This is a genomic window from Sphingopyxis sp. (assembly GCF_965227415.1).
GTDB lineage: Bacteria > Pseudomonadota > Alphaproteobacteria > Sphingomonadales > Sphingomonadaceae > Sphingopyxis.
Genome location: NZ_OZ245749.1, coordinates 1,466,590 through 1,485,234 on the forward strand (window position 1 = coordinate 1,466,590; position 18,645 = coordinate 1,485,234).

Consider the following 18,645-nt stretch of genomic DNA (forward strand, 5'->3'; position numbering starts at 1 on the left):
TTTGGCGGATGGATATGCTGAACGATCCGGCGCTCGACGCCTTTCAGGCCGAGGTGCGCGCCTTTCTCGAATCCGCGCTGCCCGACGATCTGCACGGCGCCGCGAGCCGCGCAACGAGCGTCTTCATCGATCCTGCGGTCACCCTGCCGTGGCAACGCATCCTGAATGCGCGCGGCTGGGCGGCGCCCGACTGGCCGGCCGAATTCGGCGGGCCGGGGTGGGACGAGATGCAGCGCTATATCTTTGCTGCCGAATGCGCGCGCGCCGGCGCGCCGGGGCTCGCTCCGATGGGGCTGAAGATGGTGGCCCCGGTCATCATGCATTACGGCACAGCTGAACAGCGCGCCCATTATCTGCCGCGCATCCTGTCGGGCGAGGATTATTGGTGCCAAGGCTTTTCGGAACCCGGCGCGGGATCGGACCTTGCCGCGCTCCAACTGCGGGCGATCGCCGACGGCGACGATTATGTTCTGAACGGCTCCAAAATCTGGACCACGCACGCGCATTTCGCGAACCGCATGTTCGCGCTCGTCCGCACATCGAGCCAGGGCAAGCCGCAGGCGGGTATCAGCTTCCTCCTCCTCGACATGGCGTCGCCGGGAATCACGATCGAACCGATTCTCACGCTCGCCGGCGATCATGAATTCAATCAGATATTCTTTGACGATGTCCGCGTGCCACAGGCCAATCGGCTGGGCGGCGAGAATGAAGGCTGGTCGGTTGCCAAGCACCTGCTGACGTTCGAGCGGGGTGGAAGATATGCGCCATCGTTGATCGAGCGGCTTGAGCGATTGCGGACACCGCCGATTTCGGACCCGGTTCTAAGAGCGCGGATCGACCGCGAAGCGATCAATCTGACTGCGCTGCAAGCCCTGGAATTGAAAGCGATGCGCGGCGTGGGCAGCAATCCCGCGCTTTACGCTTCGGCGCTCAAGATCCTTGGCACCGAGACGGCACAGCGCATCGACGTCCTCGCCTGCGAGATGGCCGGCCATGACGCATGGGCCGAAGCCGACGGGCAAACCGCGCCCGGCGTGGCCGTCGCAGTTCCCCGCTACCTCAACGACCGCGCGGCGAGCATCTATGCCGGATCGAACGAGATTCAGCGCGACCTGATCGCGCGCCTGATACTCGGCTAAGACGCCATTTCGGCGAAGCGCGCCAGATGGGCGGCGCGCGGCCCCATGGCGGCGGCGATGGCCAGCGCGCGTTTGAAATGCCGCCCCAGATTCAATTCCTCGGTAAGCCCCATCGCGCCATGGATCTGCACCGCGCCCTCGCCGACGATGCGCACCGCCTCGGCGACTTCGATGCAGGCCGCGCTCGCCAGCACTGCCCGATCGCCCCGTGCCTGGTCGACGGCGAGGATCGCGGTCTCCGTGATCGCTGCCGCTTTCATCGCCGCCAATTGCATGTCCGCCAGTCGGTGGCGAAGCGCCTGAAACGAACCGATGGCGACGCCGAACTGCTTGCGCTGCCCCAGATAATCGCGGCTGTCATCGATCATCTGCTGCATCAGGCCCGCCGCTTCGGCGCAGCGCCCTACGAGTATCAGGTCCGTCGCATGGTCGGCGAGCTCGCGCGCTTCTGCGCCAGTCGCCAGCACTTCGGCGGCGCCCGCTTTCAGCATGAAGCACAGGTCGGCCGAGACGCTGCCGTCATGCATGATGCGGTGTCGCGGTTCGACCTTGCCGCGATCGGCGGGAATCAGAAGCATCACCCCGCTGGCGGCGAGCAGGAACAGATCGGCTTCGGCGGCGCCCGCCACCAATGTCGCCGATCCCCGAACCGCTCCGTCATTCTCCGCAGTCGGCATCGACGCGGCGGATGCAGGACAGACGATTGCGATACGCCGCACTCCGGTCGCCAGTCCGGGCAAGGCCGCGTGATCGGGTGCAACGCGAGCGAGCAGCCTTGTGGCCGCTGCATGCGACAGCCAGTCGGCGCCGGCCAAGGTTGGACCAAGTTCGGCCATCACCACTGCGATATCGACGATGCCGCCGCCGAACCCGCCGGCCCGCTCCGGCACAGCGATGCCGGCAAGCCCCAGCCCATCGGCGAGTTCGCGCCAGCCCGGCCGGGCGTTGTCGATCAGAAAGCGCTGAACGCTGGCGCGCAGCAGGTCCTGTTGGTCATCGAGCGACAGATCGAGCGCAGCCATATTCACTCCCTTTCGCCGAACTTTGCGGCGTCGGGGTCGGCAAGTCTAGCTGGCCGGTGTAGCAGGTTCCGCCCGGCCGCGGGCAACCCAAAACCCGCCCGCCCTAAAGGCAGGCGGGTCCCCCTTTGGCCCTAGATGTTGAGCTGCGCTGCCGGCGCAGCGTTGCTACCGCCGGGCTCTTCGCTGCCGAGCGCGCCGAGTTCGCCCGCTGCGCGCGCCTTGCGGCCATAGACAAGCTCGAACAATGGCCCAGCCATCATGGTCGTGACGATCGCCATCAGCGCCAGCATCGCGAACAGCGTCGGGCCGATGATCCCCTTTTGCAGGCCGATGTTGATGATGATCAACTCCATCATCCCGCGCGCATTCATCAGCGCGCCGATACCAAGCGCCGTGCGGTTGTTCTCGCCCGCGAGCCGCGCCGCCAGCCAGCAGGCGCCGAATTTCGCGGCGATCGAGACGGCGAGGATGCCGAGCGCCAACGCCAGCAGCGCCAGACTGTCGACCATATCGAGCCGCGTGTTGAGTCCCGAATATGTGAAAAAGATCGGGACCAGCAGCGTGGTGATCGGGGTGATCTTGCGCGTGATTTCTTCGGTTAGCATGCCGCGCGGCATGCAGACGCCAAGCAGGAAGCCGCCGAAGACCGCATGGATGCCCGCGGCGTCCATCGCGAAGGCTGCAAGCGCGAACAGCATCAGGATGATCGACAGCATCGTGTCGCTCATCGCGCCGCGCGCTTCGACCGCGCGGCCGAGCGGCGCGAGCAGCGGGCGACCGGCAAAGATCATGAACAGGGTGAAGCCCAGACCGCCGACGATCGCGATCAGCGCGACACCGGGGCCGCCGCCGAACGTCGCGAGGACGATCGCGAGCACGCACCACGACACCGCATCGTCGAACGCCCCCGCGGTCAGCGTCAGCGTGCCAAGCGCGCTGTTCGCAAGCCCGCGCTCGTTGACGATCCGCGCGAGCATCGGAAAGGCGGTGAGCGCGATGCATGCTCCCATGAACAAGGTCGCGCTGCTCGGGTCGATCGCGGCATTGAAAAGGCCGGGAACGGTCAGAAGATAGGGCGTTATCAGCGCGGCAAAGAGGAAGGGGACAACGATGCCGGCCGCAGAAACACCCGCCGCGCTTTTCGCTTTTGACTGGAAATGATCGAGCCGCAGCGTCGTGCCGACAAGGAACATGTAGAGCCCGACGCCGACTTGCGCACACACGTACAGGACATTCCGCGTTTCATTTGGAAACAGCGCCGCCTGGATACTGGGGAAGAAAAGGCCGAGCAGGGAGGGGCCTAGTAGTATTCCGGCGGTCATTTCTCCAACGACCTGCGGTTGGCCCAGCCATTTTTTCGCCGCCCAGCCGGTGACGCGGCACGCCAGCAGGATCACCGCGATCTGGAGGAAGAAGTGGATGCTGTAATCGGTCGGCGTATAGCTTTGCGCCGATTGCACCGCGGGGCCGTGCGGGTCGAGCAGGCCGCCGATCGTCTGCATCAGATCACCCAGCATCGACCCATGCCCCCGTCAGGCAGCCGGGCGGCGCGCCGCCCACAGCCCGAAGCCCGCGATGATCGCGTAACAAATCAGCGGCACGGCCAGAGCGAACCGGATATTGCCGCTGATGTCTGCGACCGTACCGAAGAGATAGGGGACGATCGCCCCGCCGACGATCGCGGTGCACAGAATGCCCGACCCCTGCGGCGTTCGCTCGCCCAGCCCCTCGGTCCCCAGGCTGAAGATCGTCGGGAACATCAGCGAATTGCAGAAGCCGACCAGGATCAGCGCCCAACCCGACAGCGCTCCCGATGTCACGGCGGACAGGATGATCAGCGAGATCGCCCCCGCCGCAAAGATCGCGAGCACCCGTCCCGGTTTCGCCAGCCGCAGGATGAAACCGCCGAGCAACCGGCCGATCAACGCGCCCAGCCAGTATATCGCGACCAGCTTGCCCGCCGCCTGAAGGTCCAGCCCCATCACGCCGGGATCGCCGAGATAGGCGATGAGGTTCGAACCAATCGCCACTTCGGCGCCGACATAGGTGAAGATGCTCAGCGCGCCGAGCTGAACCCGGCGGTTCTGGGTGAGCAGGCTCCAGGTCCCCTCGAGCTTCACATCCTGGGTCTGGGCATGGTCGAGCGCCGAGCGGAACATCCAGAACACCGCCGCGATGACCAGCATCAGGACGCCGAGCCACATATAGGCGGTGCCGATCGATGCCCCCTCTGCCACACGATACGCCTGAATTTGCGCCTCGCTGGCGGTTTCTGCGTCGAGCGGCTTTGAATCGCCGAGGAGGAAAGCCGCGCCGCCATAGACCATCAGGAAGACGCCGATCGAATTGAACGCCTGAGCAAAGGTCAGGCGGCTGTGCGAGGTTTCGATCGGACCCAGGGTCGTGATCACCGGATTCATCGCCACCTGAAGAACCGTGATCCCCGCGCCGATACAAAAGAGCGCGGCGAGGAAGCCGGGGTAAGAGGCCGCCGCCGACGCCGGAACGAACAGGAAAGCCGCCGCCGCGACAAGAATGAATCCGAGCACGAAGGTACGGATATAACCGAGCTTCGACATGATGATGCCCGCGGGGATCGAAAAGGCAGCATAGGCGATGAAAAACGCCATCTGCACCAGGTTCGCCTGCGCGTGCGTCAAATGGAACATCGGCTTGAACTTGCCGACCAGCAGGTCGTTGATGTTCGTCACCCCGCCCAACAGGAAGAAAACCGCAAAGGCGAGTATCAGCACCACCCGCGTGCTGCCGCCGCTTTTGCCTGCCCCTTCGGGCGGGTTCGGGTTCGAGCTTGTCGCGACGTTCGGCGCCATTGCCATGTTCTTCTCCCCAGATTTTTCCAAGCCGGCGATGCGGCCCAGTCTTATGATTATTCCGTACTGCGCTTACCCGGCAGCGGCAGGCGGACAGGCCAGAGCCGCGCCCACAGCCTCTATCCGCGCGGCCATCAGAGTCAGCGCAAGTCCCTTGTCACCGATCACGGTCACCGCGTCGCTGATTTTCGAGAGATCGGCGCCCGCGTCGGCGAAGCAGCGCAGCGGAATCTGGATCGTCGAAATGGCGCCTACCGGGGCGGACTTGACGAACATGCTGATATCCAACGCCCTGTCGCCAAAGGAAAGCCGCGTCGAACCGCTGCCAACGGCATCGATCCGCCCGTCGATCCGCAGCGCGAAGCTGTTGTTGAGCTGGCGCGTCATGTCGGCATTAGGTCCCGACAGGCGGACCGACGCGGGTCCGGTCCAGACGAAGCTTTTGCCATCCTCCTGCGCGGCGACATCGACCGAGCGCGTCTTGAGCAGGCCATAGCTGCTGTCGAGCGGTCCCGATTCGACTTGCCGCGATCCGCCCGCATCGACGATCGACAGCGTCCATGGCGTCCGCGCGCGTCCGCCCGAGAAGAAATTCTCGACATTGAGCGCCGCGGCGATGTCGACGCGCGACTTTTCGGAAAGCTGGGGCACGGTCTTCGCGGCGCCATATTTCAGGCCGTACCCGACCGGCCAAAGTGGCTTTTCAACCGGCGAGCGCGCATCGGCGGGCCACGCGAAAGGCAGGGTGCCGGTGAACCCGCGCGCTGATTTGCCATCCTTGCCCGCGACAAGAACGTCGGCGACACCGACGCCCTGCGATCCCGGCAGCCATCCAGCGACGAAGGCATCGGCGGCATTGATTTCCGGACTGGTGAACATCGGACGGCCCGACAGGAAGACCGCGACCACGGGAATACCCGCGGCTTTCAGCTTCTTGAGCGTCGCGAGATCGGTCGCTTCCGACGGCTGATAGTCGAGCGTCGGCACATCGCCCTGAAACTCGGCATAGGGGTGCTCGCCAAAGACGACGACGGCAACGTCGGGCTTTTCCTTATAGACGCCGCCGTCGGACAGCGTCGCAATGCCGCCCGCGTCGCGCACGGCCTTGTTCATCGCTTCCCAAATCGTCTGGCCGTTCGGGAAATCGGCGTGAGTCACGTCGGTGCCCTGCCAGCTGATCGTCCAGCCGCCCGACTGGATTGCCATATTGTTCGCGGCGGGGCCGGTGATCAGGACGCGTGCGCCCGGCTTGATCGGAAGAACGCTGCCATTATTCTTAAGGAGAACCAGCGATTTGGCGACCGCTTCTCGCGCGATCGCGAGATGCTCGGGCGCGCCGACGGCGGCGAAATTGCCCCGGTCGACATGGTCGACATCGAACAGCCCGAGCTTGTACTTCACGCGCAAGATGCGGCGCACTGCGTCGTCGAGACGCGCGGCAGAAATCGTGCCGTCCTTCGCCTGTTTCAGGGTGGTCTCGTATAAACCCTTCCAGCTGTCCGGCGCCATGAACATATCGAGCCCCGCGTTGATCGACTGCGGGCAATCGGTGACGCTGCATCCCGCGACCTGACCATGCCCATTCCAGTCGCCGACGACGAAGCCTTCGAAACCCATCTTGCCCTTGAGCGCGTCGGTCAGCAGGCCCTTGTTGCCATGGTGCTTGATGCCGTTCCAGCTCGAGAAGCTGGCCATCACGGTCAGCGTCCCCGCGTCGATCGCGGCCGGATAGCCCTGCGCATGTCTGGCGACGAGTTCCTTCTCGCCGACCCTAGCATCGCCCTGATCCTTGCCCTCGAAGGTGCCGCCGTCGGCTAGGAAATGCTTGGCGGTCGCCGCGACGTGTGTCGCATCGAGCGAGCGACCCGCAACGAGCGGGCCCTGCAACCCGAGCACCATCGCCTTCGCATAGGCCGCCACGAGCTTGGGGTCGGCGGAATAGCCCTCATAGCTGCGGCCCCAGCGCAGATCCTGGGGCACCGCGAGCGTCGGCGCGAACGTCCATTCGATACCGCTGCCCGAAATCTCGGCCGCAGTGACCTGTCCGATGCGGTGCAGAAGATCCGGATCATGCGCCGCGCCGAGGCCGATATTGTGCGGGAACAGCGTCGCACCGGGGATATTGTTGTGGCCGTGGACGGCATCGACGCCAAAGATGATCGGGATCGCAACCCCGTTCGGCTGGCGGCGCAGCGACACGGCGCGGAACTCGCCCACCAGCTTTGCCCAGTCCGCGGCGGACGCGCGCTCGTTCCCATTAGGGCCGCTGTTGCCGCCCGCGAGGATCGAGCCGAGCGGATAGGTCTCCAGATCCTTCGGGCTGATCGTGCTGATGTCACCCTGAATCAGCTGGCCGACCTTTTGTTCGACCGTCATTTTCGCAATCAGCGCGTCGATACGCGCTTCGGTCGCGGAGTCGGTGATCGTGGGCGGACTCTTTGCGCTCGGCCAGAGCGCGGCATGGACATCAGCAGCGCCCGGAACCGCCGTGTCGGCCATCGTTGCACCAGCGGTGCCCGCCAGCAGCAGCGCGGTCGCCATTGCTATCGCCTGTCGATGCATCTTTCTCCCATTCCTCTTTTATCAGCTTATTTTTTTGATTTGTGAACGTTATCAAATCCTCTCTCGCACAGCGACAGCGCGAAATCAAGCCAAGGTTGTCGGGGGCGCTCAGCCGTGGCGGGGCATGGTGGCGAGAAGCAGCACCGCCGCGCCGGTCAACGCGGCAAGCAACAGGAAAAGCGCGCTGAATCCGAAGCCGGGAACCAGCGAAATCGTCAGCCACGGCATGATCAGCGACGGAAAGGTGTTGGCGAGATTGAAGAAACCGAGGTCGCGTCCGCGGCGATCGGCGCGCGGCAGGATGCGCAGCGTCTGACCGGCATGAAGCGCGAGGAAAGCGGTCGTCGCAATGCCGAAGACCAGATAGGCGAGTTTCGCCGAAGCCACGTCGGTCGCCAGCGCCATGCCGACCAGCCCCACCGCAGACACGGTCGCGGTCGCCACGAGCGGCGCGAACGGGCGATCGCGGCGGTCGGCCCAGCGCCCGGCGAGCAACGCGACCGGTACTGCAACCGTCAGCGCGACGCTGAACAGCCCGGCCTTTTCATGGTCGCCCATCGCCGGATCGATCGACCGGAACCAGAAATAGAGATAGGCGAAAAGCGCCGCCTCGGCGATCTGGACGAGAAGACGCGAAAGCCACATGCGCGCCGCGGGTTTTGCAACCCCGGGCGCGTCCGGCGCGTCCGGCCGCATCAGTTCGGGAAAGGCACGCGGCGTGCCAAAGAGCAACGCAGGCAGAATAGCCGCCGCGATCATCACCGCGACCACCGACAGCCGCTGTTCGAAGCCGTTCAGTCCCGGGAGCGTCACCAGCGCGCCCGACCAGGCGCCAAGCGCCGGCGACAGCGCGAGCAATCCGCCGAGCAAGCCCTTTTGCGCGTCGGGAACGACATCGCCCGCCCATGCCGAAAGCGGACCCAGCATCATGTTGAGCGCCAGTTGCCACGCGACGATCAGCGCGAGCAGCGCCGGAACATCGCGCGCGAGCGGCATCGCAAAGAGCAGCGCGATCGTCAGCACAAGTCCCGCCGCGATCCATAAACGCCGACCGCCCGTCCGGTCGCTGAGCCAGCCGAACAGGATGCCGGCGGCGCTGGCCGCGAGGGCGCCGAAGAAAGTGATATAGCCCAGCCACTGAACGTCGGCGGGCCCCGCAAGATCGGCGACGCGCGCGGGCAGCAACAGGGTCAGGAACGGCACATAAGCAATCGCCCCGCCCGCCGCCGCCAGCGCATAGAGCAGCAGGAAAGCGAGCGACTGGTGCCGCGGCGCGCCGGTATCAGCCGCCATGCGCCGCGGTCGATCCGCGCTCGACCAGCCCGCCGCTCACCACGGTCGGTTCGGTCGGGCGCGGGGCGCCGCGCTGTGCCGCGATGATCAGTTCGACCGCGCGCGCCACCGTCGCCGCAATCGGCTGGTCGACGGCGGTCAGCGGCGGCTGGCTGAAATTCACGATCGGGGTGTTGTCGAAGCTGACGAGCGAGAGCTCGCGCGGCACGGCGAGCCCGCGATGGCGCGCCACCTCGAGCGTCGCGAGCGACATCTGGTCGTTGCTGGCGATGATCGCGGTCGGCGGGTTCGCGCTTTCGAGCAATTGCCGCGCCGCAGCTTCGCCCGATGCATAGCTGAAGTCCCCCTCGGCAAGGAGGCCGTCGGTCGTAAGGCCAGCGGCCGCCATCTCCGCTTTCCAGCCATCGATCCGCCAGTGGCTGAGGTCATATTCGACCGAGCCCGAGATAAAGCCGATCCGCCGGTGGCCGAGGTCGATCAGGTACCGCGTCGCCCGCGCCGCAGATCCCTCGTCGTCCATCGTCAGCGCAATTCCCGCCTCGCCCCCGTGCGAGCCGATCCGCGCGAACGGGATCTTCTGCTGGTGCAGCAAGCCGACGATCAACGGATTGTCCGAGTGCGGCGGGGTCAGGATCACGCCGTCGGGCTGGAGCGCCGCGATGGCGGCCCGCAGCTCGCGCTCGATATGGTCGCTGTGCGTATCGACGAGCTCGAAAATCATCCGATACCCGAACTCGGCACTTTTCAGCATGCCGCCGAACAGCATCTGGTCGACCCAGTCGGTGCCCTGCCGCGCCTTCCAGTCGGCGATCGTGCGTTCGCGGTCGTTGATCGCGAGGATCAGGTACGAGCGCGACCCGCTCATCCGTTGCGCGGCGATCGACGGGACATACCCGAGCTTGTCGATCGAGGCCTGTACCCGCTCCTTCATTTCGGGACGGACATTGGGCTCGTTATTGATGACGCGGCTGACCGTCTGCAGCGACACCCCGGCGTCGGCTGCCACATGCTTGATCGTCACCAGTTGCCGCCGCCGCCCCATCAGTCCCGCTGACCTCCCATGTCCCCGTTCGTCCTGCTAGCGGTGTCATCGCCGCATTGCCACAGCCGAACCCGGTCGGCTTTCATCTTTTCCCGTTCGCCGAGCCTGCTCACGCCGCCTGCGGCTCCGTCGCGCCGCAATATTGCGCGACATAGGCCTGATGCTCGGGCAGCGTCGCCGCGGTGCGCTGCACATTCTCGCGAAGCGACGCCATCAGCCGGTCGAGTTCATCGTCGCTCAGCTTTTCGGCGATCGGGTGATAGCTTTGCGGGTCGACGCCCTGCCCCATCATCACCTGGACCCAGCTGTTCTCGGCAAATAATTCCTCATTCTTGCGGAACGTGCGGCCGGTTTCGCGGAACAGCTCGATCTTTTGCTGAAGGCTGTCGGGGACCGGCATGTTCGCGACATGGCGCCAGAAGGGGCTGTCGCGGCGTTCGGTCGCCTTATAGTGCAGGATCACGAAATCGCGGATCTGCTCGATATCCTGCCGCTGCTGGTCGTTGAACTCGACAGCGTCGCGCTCGCTGACGCGGCCGTTCGGCATCAGGCGGATGAAGCGCAGCACCGCGCGCTGGATCAGGTGGACGGTCGTCGCCTCCAGCGGTTCGACGAACCCACCCGCAAGGCCGACCGCGACGCAGTTGCGGAACCATTGCTTGCGCCGCACCCCGCCCTTGAACTTGATGTCGAACGGCTCGATCAGCGGTTCGCCGACGGTCGAGATCAGGCGGTCATACGCCTCGTCACGCGACAGATAGCCGCTCGCATAGACGATCCCCGCGCCCATGCGATGCTGGAGCGGAATGCGCCACTGCCATCCCGCATCATGCGCGATCGCCTGGGTATAGGGCATCGGCGGGCCCAGATGTTTCGCCTGCACCGCGATCGCGCTGTCGTTCGGCAGCCAGTGCGACCAGTCCTCGAACCCCGCGTGCAACGCGCCATCGATCAGCAGGCCGCGAAAGCCCGTGCAGTCGACGAACATATCGCCCTCGACACGGCGGTCGCCGTCGAGCAGCAGCGCGGCGATGTCGCCGGTCTCGCCATCGAGTTCGACCTTCCGGATCTGGCCTTCGACGCGCCTGGCGCCGTCGGCTTCGGCCAGCTTGCGCAGGAAGCGGCCATAGAGAGTCGCATCGACATGATAGGCATAGTTCATCCGGTCGTCGGGAAGATGCGCGAACTTGCCCTGCAACCCCGCGACCAGCTCGAGGCAATAATCGTCATAGCTGTGCGGATAGCCTTTCGCCCGCGCGTGCAGCCAGAAATGCTGGAACCCCGCCGACCAATGATCCTTCCCCGACAGGCCGAAGCTGTGGAAATAGCTGTGGCCGTCGTACTTCCAGTTGTCGAACAGGATGCCCAGCTTGAAGGTCGCCTGCGCCGCGCGCATGAAATCGGGCTCGGGAATGCCGAGGATGCGGTTGAAATTGACGAGCGGCGGGATGGTCGATTCGCCGACGCCGATGGTGCCGATCTGTTCGGATTCGACGAGCGTCAGGTCGACCGTATGCCCCATCGTGCGCGCGATCGCGGCGGCCATCATCCAGCCGGCGGTTCCGCCGCCCGCAATCACAACGCGGCGCACTGGCTTGGCTTCACTCATCGGCTCAACGTCCTCAACAAGAAGGCGCGCAGGCGCCCGGCGCTATCGGGGGTCAGGGGCGCCAGGATGCTGCGCCCCGCTTCGGGAATATGGTCGGTGACATCGCGTCCTGCCTCGAACACATAATGGTCGAACAGGTCGCGCCAGATCGCGCGGTCTTCGGGCGGCAGATCGCGGATCGCAAGGATCGCATGGTTGAGCGCTTCCTGCGGCTGGCCCAGCCAGGCGGGCGTGCGGCGCCACCAGTAATTGACGAGGATGTTGAAGTCCGCGAGGCCCTCGACATGGTGCCACCACATCGACGGGATGAAGATCGCGTCGCCGGGCTCCAGATCGACCGTCTGCGCATGCGCCATCGCCTCGACGAAGCGCGGGTGCGCGGCGAGGTCGGGATGGCGGAAATCGACCATGCTGATCGCGCGGCCAGCGGGCGTATTGTCGATCGGCCCCAGATACAGGTTGCGGAACTGGTCGGGCGGAAACAGCGTGAAGCGGCGGCGCCCTGCGGCGCAGCAGGCCAGATTGTCGGGGAAATCATTGTGCGCCGCGATGCGCGTGCGCGTGCCGATCCAGATGCTTTCGAGCGGCTGGCGGTCGCCGAGGTCGATGCGGTTCGCGTCAGCGAGGCCGTCGAAATAGCCCGCCATGTCGACCGAGCCCAGATAGACGGCGCGCGGATCGCCCAGCTCTTCGCTCGTATCGATCCCCGCGAAAATGTCGGCGAGCTTGCCCGTTCCGGTCCGGAAATTCATCTCCATATCGGCGTCATAGAAGAACCGCCCGTCGTGCCCCGGCGGGCCGATCGACACGGTGAAGGGCCGGTCGCGGGCACGATCGAGCAGATATTGGCGCACCGCGCGCGCCGACGTCTTTCCCTCGGCCACGAGCGGCCAGTCGGCAGCGAGGCCGCGCAGCACGAAAGGCTCGCGCGCGCCGTCGAGCAGCGGATCGAGGCTGGCGCCCTTTTCCCAGGCGCGCTCGGGCACCGCCGCGAGGCGGTCATGGATCGGGGCGTCGCGGTCAGCCATCGCGCCGCCGGTTCTTGCGCGCGATCAACGGCCCGATCTGTGCCTGCGAGGCGATCGCCATGAAGATCGGCATCAGATGACCCGCGGCGTGGAGGGCGCCGAGCGTCGCGGCATCGAGACTGCGCAGCCGCGCTTCGTCGATGATGTGAAAGCCGACGAGCGAATGGACGGACCCGCTGTCGAGCGTCACTTCGAGCGTGAAGGGTTCGAGCAGGTCGTGCGCGCGAAGCGCTTCAAAAAAGGCAGCACTTTCGCGATAGCCTTCGTCGAGGTCGCCCAGCTTGTCGGCCACCTGTTCAAGGAACGGCGTCGACAGTCCGTTCGCGTCGAACAGCAGCACGCCTTCGCCGTCGGTGGCGATGCGCGGGTGGGCCAGATCGACATGAACCTGCGCGGGCGCATCGTCTTTCGCCGAACGGCCGATCAGAAAGGGCTGGATCGCAAGCGACAACGGCCGATAGCCAGCATCCCAGCGGGTGCCGTCGAGAAAGAGATTTTCGCCGCTTTCGAACCCGAACAGCGCGACCGCGAAGAACTGCTCCTGCCCCGCCTCGCGGCGGAAAAGGATCGGGAAATGCCCCTGCACCCGCCGGAATTCGGTCGGCACGGTCAGCGTTGCCATCACACCGTCGCCCAGGTCGACGCCGGGGTCGATCCGGACGCGAATGTCGCGGTGACTGTTGCTGTCGAGAAGGGCGTGGCTCGTCATCCGGTTCGGTCTTCTTTCTATTCGGCGGCGACGCGGTCGGCGGCCAATGAGTCGAGATAGGTGCGGTTCGTGGGCAGACCGGCGGCCAACGTCCGCGCCCGCTGCCGCATTTCGGCGAGCGCCGCCATGGCGCCGTCGCTGGCAGGCCAACCGACAGGCGCCGGAAAGCCCATGCCATAGAGGATATATTGGTGACTCTGCGCCGAGAAAATCTCGTCGACATAGGGGAAATCGGACGAGGACGGCGGCTGGTCGCGCCACAGCGTCAGCAGGTCGGCGAGGTGCGGCGGGATATGTTCGGGCGCCCGATGCGCCCGCCAATAGGGTTCGTTGCGGCGGCTGAGCACATAATGGAGTTTCAGAAACTCGATGATGCGGTCCCAGCGATACCGGAACAATGTGTTGAAGCGGTCGGCATGGATATCCATCGCCGCGCGGTCGGCCGGGAAATTGTCGGTGAGTGCGCGCAGCGACAGTTCGATGAGGACAATCGCCGACGCCTCGAGCGGCTCGATGAAGCCGGCGGCGAGACCGATCGAGATGCAGTTCTTTTCCCAGAAGCGCGCGCGATGGCCGGTGCGAAAGCTGATATGCTTGAACGGTGCCCCGAACGCGCCGGTCTCCGGCACCGCACCAGGCAGTTCGCGCGCGATATAGTCGCGCAGAATGACCTCCGCCCGCTCGGCATCCATGAAGCGGCTCGAATAGACGCAGCCGATGCCCCGCCGCGACGGCAAGCCGATGTCCCAGATCCAGCCCGCCTCATGCGCCGTCGCGATCGTTTGCGAAGCGATAGGGCTGCCGGGCGGCACCGGCACCTGCGACGCGATCGCACGGTCGTTGAACGCGTGGTCGCTCCGGTCGATCCACTCGACGTCCAGCGCGCCGCCGATCAGCAATCCCTTGAAGCCGGTGCAATCGATGAACAGATCGCCCGCGACTTCGCGCCCGCTGCCCGTCGTCAGCGCCGCAATGTCGCCATTGTCGGCATGACGGACGCCGGTGACATGATCGAGGATATGCGCGATGCCGAGGTTGCGCGTCGCGTGCCCCGCCAGCAACGCCGCAAATTTCTCCGCCGCGAAATGATAGGCATAGTTGGTCGCACCCTGATAGCCCGGCATCGCGCGCTGGCGCGGCGCGAGGTGAAGGTTGCAAACCGCCGCCTGCGCGCTCATCGCCGCCGCGAAAGGCTGGTCGGGCGCCGACGCCTGCCACGCCGCGAGCAACTCGCCCGTCGGGACCGCCGGCGGCGTGGTGAACGGATGAAGATAGCTGTCGCCCGCCGAGCCATCGCGCCAACCGTCGAAGCGCGATGCCTGCTTGAAGGCGCCGTCGCAGGCGGCGAGAAAATCGGCCTCGTCCAGCCCGATGGTCGCGAGCGTCGTGCGCATCGTCGGCCAAGTGCCTTCGCCGACGCCAACAATCGGCACGTCGGGCGCCTCGACCAATGTCACCGATAGCGGCGCTGCCTTTGCGCGGCGCGAGGTGGCGATCAGCGACGCGGCGAGCCAGCCGGCCGTGCCGCCGCCAACGATGACCACCTTTTGGACTTTTTGCGTCATTGGGAACGTTCCTAAGACAGTCTGCGCTCTCCGTCACGCAAAAGAGCCGCACCCCGGGGAGGCGCGGCTCTCTCGCCAGCGGGAGGGGGCTCGCGCCTAGAAGCTGAACCGGACGCCCGCGGCATAGCGTGCATAACCCGGCGACACGAAGGTCACATTGTTATTGCTCCGCAGATGCCCGCGTCGGCCCTCGCCCGTCAGGTTGATCGCCTCGACGAAACCCGTCAGGCCCGGCATGAACTCGTAGCTAGCGCTTGCGTCGATCTGCCAAAATTTCTCGATATAGGTCGGGTTCGGCCCGCTCCCCTGGAGAAACTCGTCGCGCCAATTCCAGGCAACGCGCGCCTGCAGTCCGTTCTTGTCGTAATAGGCGACCGCGTTGGCGCTGTCGCTGAGGCCGGTCAGCGCGAACTGCGGAACCGACGACGGCTGTGTATTGTCATAGGTCGCATCGCCGTTGACGATCGTATAGTTCAGGATGACGCCAAAACCCGTGTCCCAGAAGGCGTGCTGGATCGCGAACTCGAAGCCGTTCAGCGACGCGGTCTGGTCGCTGTTGATCGGCGTCGTCACCTGGAAATTCAGCGCCGGATCTTCGGGCAGCGTGGCGATCGTGCCCACGTAAGTGCCCGGTCCGCCGCCCGAGATATTCACCGACGCCGGGAAGTTGGCGAAGATATATTGGCGGATCTGCGTCACTGTGGCGTTCTGCCCCAGCGCGGCAACCGCGGCATTCCAGCGCGGCCCGTTCACCGGCGTCTTCAACCCGAACGCGCCGGTATCGACGCGGGTCGTCGAGATGAAATTGCTCACGTCCTTGTGGAAATATCCGACCGACAGATAGCTGCCGGGCGCATAATACCACTCGGCCGACAGGTCGATATTCTTCGACTTGTAGGGGATCAGCCCCGGATTGCCCTGCGCACCGGTGCCCCCGCCGACGCGGAACAGCGTGTCGAGCGTGCGGCCACCCTGCATATTGGCATAGTCGGGCCGCGTGATCGTATGGCTGTACGATGCGCGCAGCCTTACATTGTCGATGGGCGAGACGTCGAGATCGAACGCCGGCAGCCAGTTCTGATATGATCCCTTGAAACGCGTGAAGTCGCTGTCGCCCGAGAAGATGATGTTGAATTCATTGTCACCGACCCAACGCGTTCCCGTCGGCACCGGCACCAGCGCCGCCGACGAAATGTCGGTCGTCTCGTACCGGACGCCCGCGACGAAATGCGCGGGGTTGCCGAAGAGGTCGAACTTGGTCGCGACCTGGATATAGGGCGCCAGCGTCTTTTCCGTGATCCGGCGGTCGGTGTTATAGTTCGCGATACAGGTCCCGGCGATCGCCTGAGAGCCCGTTTGCGGACGGCTGCACGTCCCGTATTTCGACTCGATCAGGTCGACCATTCGTTCGAAATCGAACTTGTAGAAGCTCTGGATCATCCCCGGCTGCGCGAGACCCGGGAATTTGTCGGGCAGCGTTTCCAGCGTGAAGATGTCGTCGGGAATATCCGCCGCGGGACCCGCACCGCCCCAGGTGTCGTTCTGGATCGTGCCGAACGCCGAACGGACATTATTCTCGACATAGGACACGCCGAAATCGACGCTGTCGAGGAAACCGCCCTCATGGTCATAGCGGCCGCGGAGCTGCACCTGGTTGATCTCGTCGCGGAAATAGGCCGAGCGGAACGCGTTGCCCGTCGGCTGGATCAACGCGGCGTTGAGCGGATCGATGCCCGGATACATCTGGTACGACAGGATCGGCAGGTCATTCTCGAAATTGATCGATTGCGTCCGAACGCCAAAGATCGCGTTGCCGACCGACATGCTCGACCCGAAGCGGTTGACCGGCTTCACGGTCGCCGTCGAATGATGCGCGTCGAGCGCGAGGCTCACGCCGTCATCGCCCTGCCAGTCCAGATTGAAACCGATCGAGCGGTTCTCTGCCCGGTTATCGGTCAGCGCGCCGCTATACGACAAATCCTTGCCGCCGTTGAGCGTCGTCGTGCTCGGCGGCGCCGGCGGCGCTCCGAAGCGCTCGGTGTAGAAGATCGGCCCCGCGACGGGACCATCGGTCCAGGCGCTCGACGTGTCTTCATGGTTGAACCAGATGCCGACGTTGCTGTTGCGCGTCGTCACCGTGTTGCGCGAATAGGTATAGTCGAGCGTCGCGGTGAGCTCGTCCATCGGGCGCCACTGCAACACAGCCTGGCCGTTGATGCGTTCGCGGTCGATGTCGTTGAGGTCGTAGGATGCGTTTTGCGGCACCTGATAGACGTCGGTCGGATCCGGACGATTGGTGATGTTGGCAAAGCGCGGATCGCCCGGCTGCGCCAGCGAACCCCAGTTATTCTCGCTGCCCAGATAGCCGTCGCGCCACCCGACATTGGCCTGGTTGGTGCTCGATTTGCGCTTCTGGTACGAACCGGTGACCAGAATGCCGATCGTGTCGTCGGCGAGGGTCGTGCTGAAGATGCCCGAAATTTCGGGAGTGATCGGATTGCCCTGGTTGCGTGAGGAGTCATAGACCCCCTTGGCCGAAAGGCTGCCGTGCATGCCCGGCTTGTCGAGCGGGCGCGGGGTGCGGATGTTGATCGTCGAGCCGATGCCGCCCGATTCAATCGTGGCGCGGCCACTCTTGTACACTTCGACTGCCGCGACGCCTTCGGACGCGAGATTGGCGAAGTCGAACGAACGCGACGACGGCGCGCTGCCGCCGTCACCGATAAGTGCGGTCGGCATCTGCCGGCCGTTCAGCGTGACGAGGTTGAAGTCGGGGCCGAAACCACGAACCGTGACGGTCGAGCCTTCGCCGTTCGACCGGTCGATCGACACGCCGGTGATGCGCTGGAGCGATTCGGCGAGGTTGGTGTCGGGGAATTTGCCGATGTCTTCGGCCGAGATCGCATCGACGACGCCTTGCGCTTCGCGCTTGATGTCTGCCGCAGCCGACAGGCTGGCGCGGATGCCGGTCACGACGATCTCGTCGCCATCGACGCTATCCGCCGGAGCTTCCTGTGCCATAGCCGCCTGGGGCGCGCCCATCAGCGAGAGTGCCGACGTGCTGACCAGAAATTTGGCGAGCCAATGCTTGTGCGAAGCCTGCATCCCTATCCCTCCCAATATAGCCGCTCTATTTGGCAGCATTCGTAATGTGAACGTTCACCTAAATGATAACGTTCTCTTTGTCAACGCATGAGCAGGCATCTCTTGCGTTGCAGGCAGCGTGCGGGCCATCGTTGCACAGGCGCTGCCGCTGTCCAATCGGGGTTATTCAACTCCTTGAAATTTTATATTTTTAACCCGTGAGCCGGGCGGCCTTCCGTTTGCCGTTTTCGCATTCTTCGGGCTGCTTTCCGGCGGAAAGACTACGAATGCAACGCTTTGGCGGGCATCGCGCGAAGAATGATGCGCAGCGAGCCGCGTTCGGCGCGGCCCCGCCCGACAGACAGGTTTTTCGACGATTCGGACCATCGGCGCACGCAAAAAGAAGCCAGCCCGCGCAAGGTGCGGACTGGCTTCTTTTCGTGGATCGGAGAGAGGTGCGGTTTGCTGTTACTTCTTCGCGACCTTCTTGGCGCTGTGATAGGCCGCCTTCTTCACCGGCGCCTTGGCAGTGGCGGCTTTCTTCGCCGGCTGCGTGGTCGCCGTGGTGGCGGCGAAAGCGGATCCGCTGACCAGCGCCAGCGAGAGAGCGGCGGCGGCGGCAAGCTTGGCATAGTTACGCATGGGTTCGACTCCTAGACAGTTGATCCGCCCCGATGATGGGCGTCGCCTGGATGAACCGGTCCATGGTCAGGGTCAGGGGGATGGACTGGGACCGGCTCATCCGACGCCCCCCTTATGAA

At 64.8% G+C, this 18,645-nt stretch carries 13 protein-coding genes; 1 reads left to right on the forward strand and 12 read right to left on the reverse strand.

All coding sequences use genetic code 11. The features are described 5' to 3' along the window. Positions 1 to 8 precede the first annotated feature (8 nt). On the forward strand, positions 9 to 1,139 hold the full coding sequence (locus ACO055_RS07165) for an acyl-CoA dehydrogenase family protein (RefSeq protein WP_422061899.1): 1,131 nt from the start codon (positions 9 to 11) through the stop codon (positions 1,137 to 1,139). On the opposite strand, the gene ACO055_RS07170 is transcribed toward ACO055_RS07165, so the two are convergent. The 12 genes from ACO055_RS07170 to ACO055_RS07225 form a co-directional block, all read right to left on the reverse strand. Beyond that, the gene (locus ACO055_RS07170) at positions 1,136 to 2,161 is read right to left on the reverse strand and encodes an acyl-CoA dehydrogenase family protein (RefSeq protein ID WP_422061900.1); all 1,026 of its coding nucleotides are present in this window, start codon (positions 2,159 to 2,161) and stop codon (positions 1,136 to 1,138) included. The two genes, ACO055_RS07165 and ACO055_RS07170, sit on opposite strands and share 4 nt — an antisense overlap. Positions 2,162 to 2,292: 131 nt before the next feature. Continuing rightward, positions 2,293 to 3,678, reverse strand: coding sequence for a cation:proton antiporter (locus ACO055_RS07175; RefSeq protein ID WP_422061901.1), 1,386 nt, complete (start codon positions 3,676 to 3,678; stop codon positions 2,293 to 2,295). Positions 3,679 to 3,693: 15 nt separating this feature from the next. Continuing rightward, on the reverse strand, positions 3,694 to 4,998 hold the full coding sequence (locus ACO055_RS07180; RefSeq protein WP_422061902.1) for a sugar MFS transporter: 1,305 nt from the start codon (positions 4,996 to 4,998) through the stop codon (positions 3,694 to 3,696). A gap of 66 nt (positions 4,999 to 5,064) precedes the next feature. Further along, positions 5,065 to 7,533 (reverse strand): glycoside hydrolase family 3 N-terminal domain-containing protein, encoded by a 2,469-nt coding sequence (locus tag ACO055_RS07185; RefSeq protein ID WP_422061903.1) that lies wholly within the window; start codon positions 7,531 to 7,533, stop codon positions 5,065 to 5,067. Between the two features lie 129 nt (positions 7,534 to 7,662). Next, positions 7,663 to 8,847, reverse strand: a complete 1,185-nt coding sequence (locus ACO055_RS07190; RefSeq protein WP_422061904.1) for an MFS transporter — start codon at positions 8,845 to 8,847, stop codon at positions 7,663 to 7,665. Continuing rightward, complete coding sequence (locus tag ACO055_RS07195) at positions 8,837 to 9,889, reverse strand: LacI family DNA-binding transcriptional regulator (RefSeq protein WP_422061905.1); 1,053 nt, start codon at positions 9,887 to 9,889, stop codon at positions 8,837 to 8,839. Before ACO055_RS07195 ends, ACO055_RS07190 begins: the two co-directional genes overlap by 11 nt. Positions 9,890 to 9,998: 109 nt before the next feature. After that, on the reverse strand, positions 9,999 to 11,498 hold the full coding sequence (locus tag ACO055_RS07200; RefSeq protein WP_422061906.1) for a tryptophan halogenase family protein: 1,500 nt from the start codon (positions 11,496 to 11,498) through the stop codon (positions 9,999 to 10,001). Further along, on the reverse strand, positions 11,495 to 12,526 hold the full coding sequence (locus ACO055_RS07205) for a cupin-like domain-containing protein (RefSeq protein ID WP_422061907.1): 1,032 nt from the start codon (positions 12,524 to 12,526) through the stop codon (positions 11,495 to 11,497). The genes ACO055_RS07200 and ACO055_RS07205 overlap by 4 nt, the downstream gene beginning before the upstream one ends. Next, a complete protein-coding gene (locus ACO055_RS07210; protein ID WP_422061908.1) occupies positions 12,519 to 13,235 on the reverse strand; it encodes a SapC family protein in 717 nt (238 codons plus the stop codon). The genes ACO055_RS07205 and ACO055_RS07210 overlap by 8 nt, the downstream gene beginning before the upstream one ends. A 17-nt stretch (positions 13,236 to 13,252) precedes the next feature. Then, the gene (locus tag ACO055_RS07215; RefSeq protein ID WP_422061909.1) at positions 13,253 to 14,800 is read right to left on the reverse strand and encodes a tryptophan halogenase family protein; all 1,548 of its coding nucleotides are present in this window, start codon (positions 14,798 to 14,800) and stop codon (positions 13,253 to 13,255) included. 96 nt (positions 14,801 to 14,896) lie between these two features. Then, positions 14,897 to 17,905: a TonB-dependent receptor gene (locus tag ACO055_RS07220; protein WP_422061910.1), complete on the reverse strand. Its 3,009-nt coding sequence runs from the start codon at positions 17,903 to 17,905 to the stop codon at positions 14,897 to 14,899. 447 nt (positions 17,906 to 18,352) lie between these two features. Next, positions 18,353 to 18,526 carry a hypothetical protein gene (locus tag ACO055_RS07225; protein ID WP_422061912.1) on the reverse strand — a complete coding sequence of 58 codons (174 nt, stop codon included), beginning with the start codon at positions 18,524 to 18,526 and terminating at the stop codon, positions 18,353 to 18,355. Positions 18,527 to 18,645 lie beyond the last annotated feature (119 nt).

What these genes read in the sequence shown, in the direction of transcription:
- ACO055_RS07180 (WP_422061902.1), bottom strand. Translation starts at nt 4,998, where the DNA reads ATGGCAATGGCGCCGAACGTCGCGACAAGCTCGAACCCGAACCCGCCC.
- ACO055_RS07215 (WP_422061909.1), bottom strand. Translation starts at nt 14,800, where the DNA reads ATGACGCAAAAAGTCCAAAAGGTGGTCATCGTTGGCGGCGGCACGGCC.
- ACO055_RS07205 (WP_422061907.1), bottom strand. Translation starts at nt 12,526, where the DNA reads ATGGCTGACCGCGACGCCCCGATCCATGACCGCCTCGCGGCGGTGCCC.
- ACO055_RS07200 (WP_422061906.1), bottom strand. Translation starts at nt 11,498, where the DNA reads ATGAGTGAAGCCAAGCCAGTGCGCCGCGTTGTGATTGCGGGCGGCGGA.
- ACO055_RS07175 (WP_422061901.1), bottom strand. Translation starts at nt 3,678, where the DNA reads ATGCTGGGTGATCTGATGCAGACGATCGGCGGCCTGCTCGACCCGCAC.
- ACO055_RS07210 (WP_422061908.1), bottom strand. Translation starts at nt 13,235, where the DNA reads ATGACGAGCCACGCCCTTCTCGACAGCAACAGTCACCGCGACATTCGC.
- ACO055_RS07225 (WP_422061912.1), bottom strand. Translation starts at nt 18,526, where the DNA reads ATGCGTAACTATGCCAAGCTTGCCGCCGCCGCCGCTCTCTCGCTGGCG.
- ACO055_RS07195 (WP_422061905.1), bottom strand. Translation starts at nt 9,889, where the DNA reads ATGGGGCGGCGGCGGCAACTGGTGACGATCAAGCATGTGGCAGCCGAC.
- ACO055_RS07185 (WP_422061903.1), bottom strand. Translation starts at nt 7,533, where the DNA reads ATGGCGACCGCGCTGCTGCTGGCGGGCACCGCTGGTGCAACGATGGCC.
- ACO055_RS07170 (WP_422061900.1), bottom strand. Translation starts at nt 2,161, where the DNA reads ATGGCTGCGCTCGATCTGTCGCTCGATGACCAACAGGACCTGCTGCGC.
- ACO055_RS07165 (WP_422061899.1), top strand. Translation starts at nt 9, where the DNA reads ATGGATATGCTGAACGATCCGGCGCTCGACGCCTTTCAGGCCGAGGTG.
- ACO055_RS07220 (WP_422061910.1), bottom strand. Translation starts at nt 17,905, where the DNA reads ATGCAGGCTTCGCACAAGCATTGGCTCGCCAAATTTCTGGTCAGCACG.
- ACO055_RS07190 (WP_422061904.1), bottom strand. Translation starts at nt 8,847, where the DNA reads ATGGCGGCTGATACCGGCGCGCCGCGGCACCAGTCGCTCGCTTTCCTG.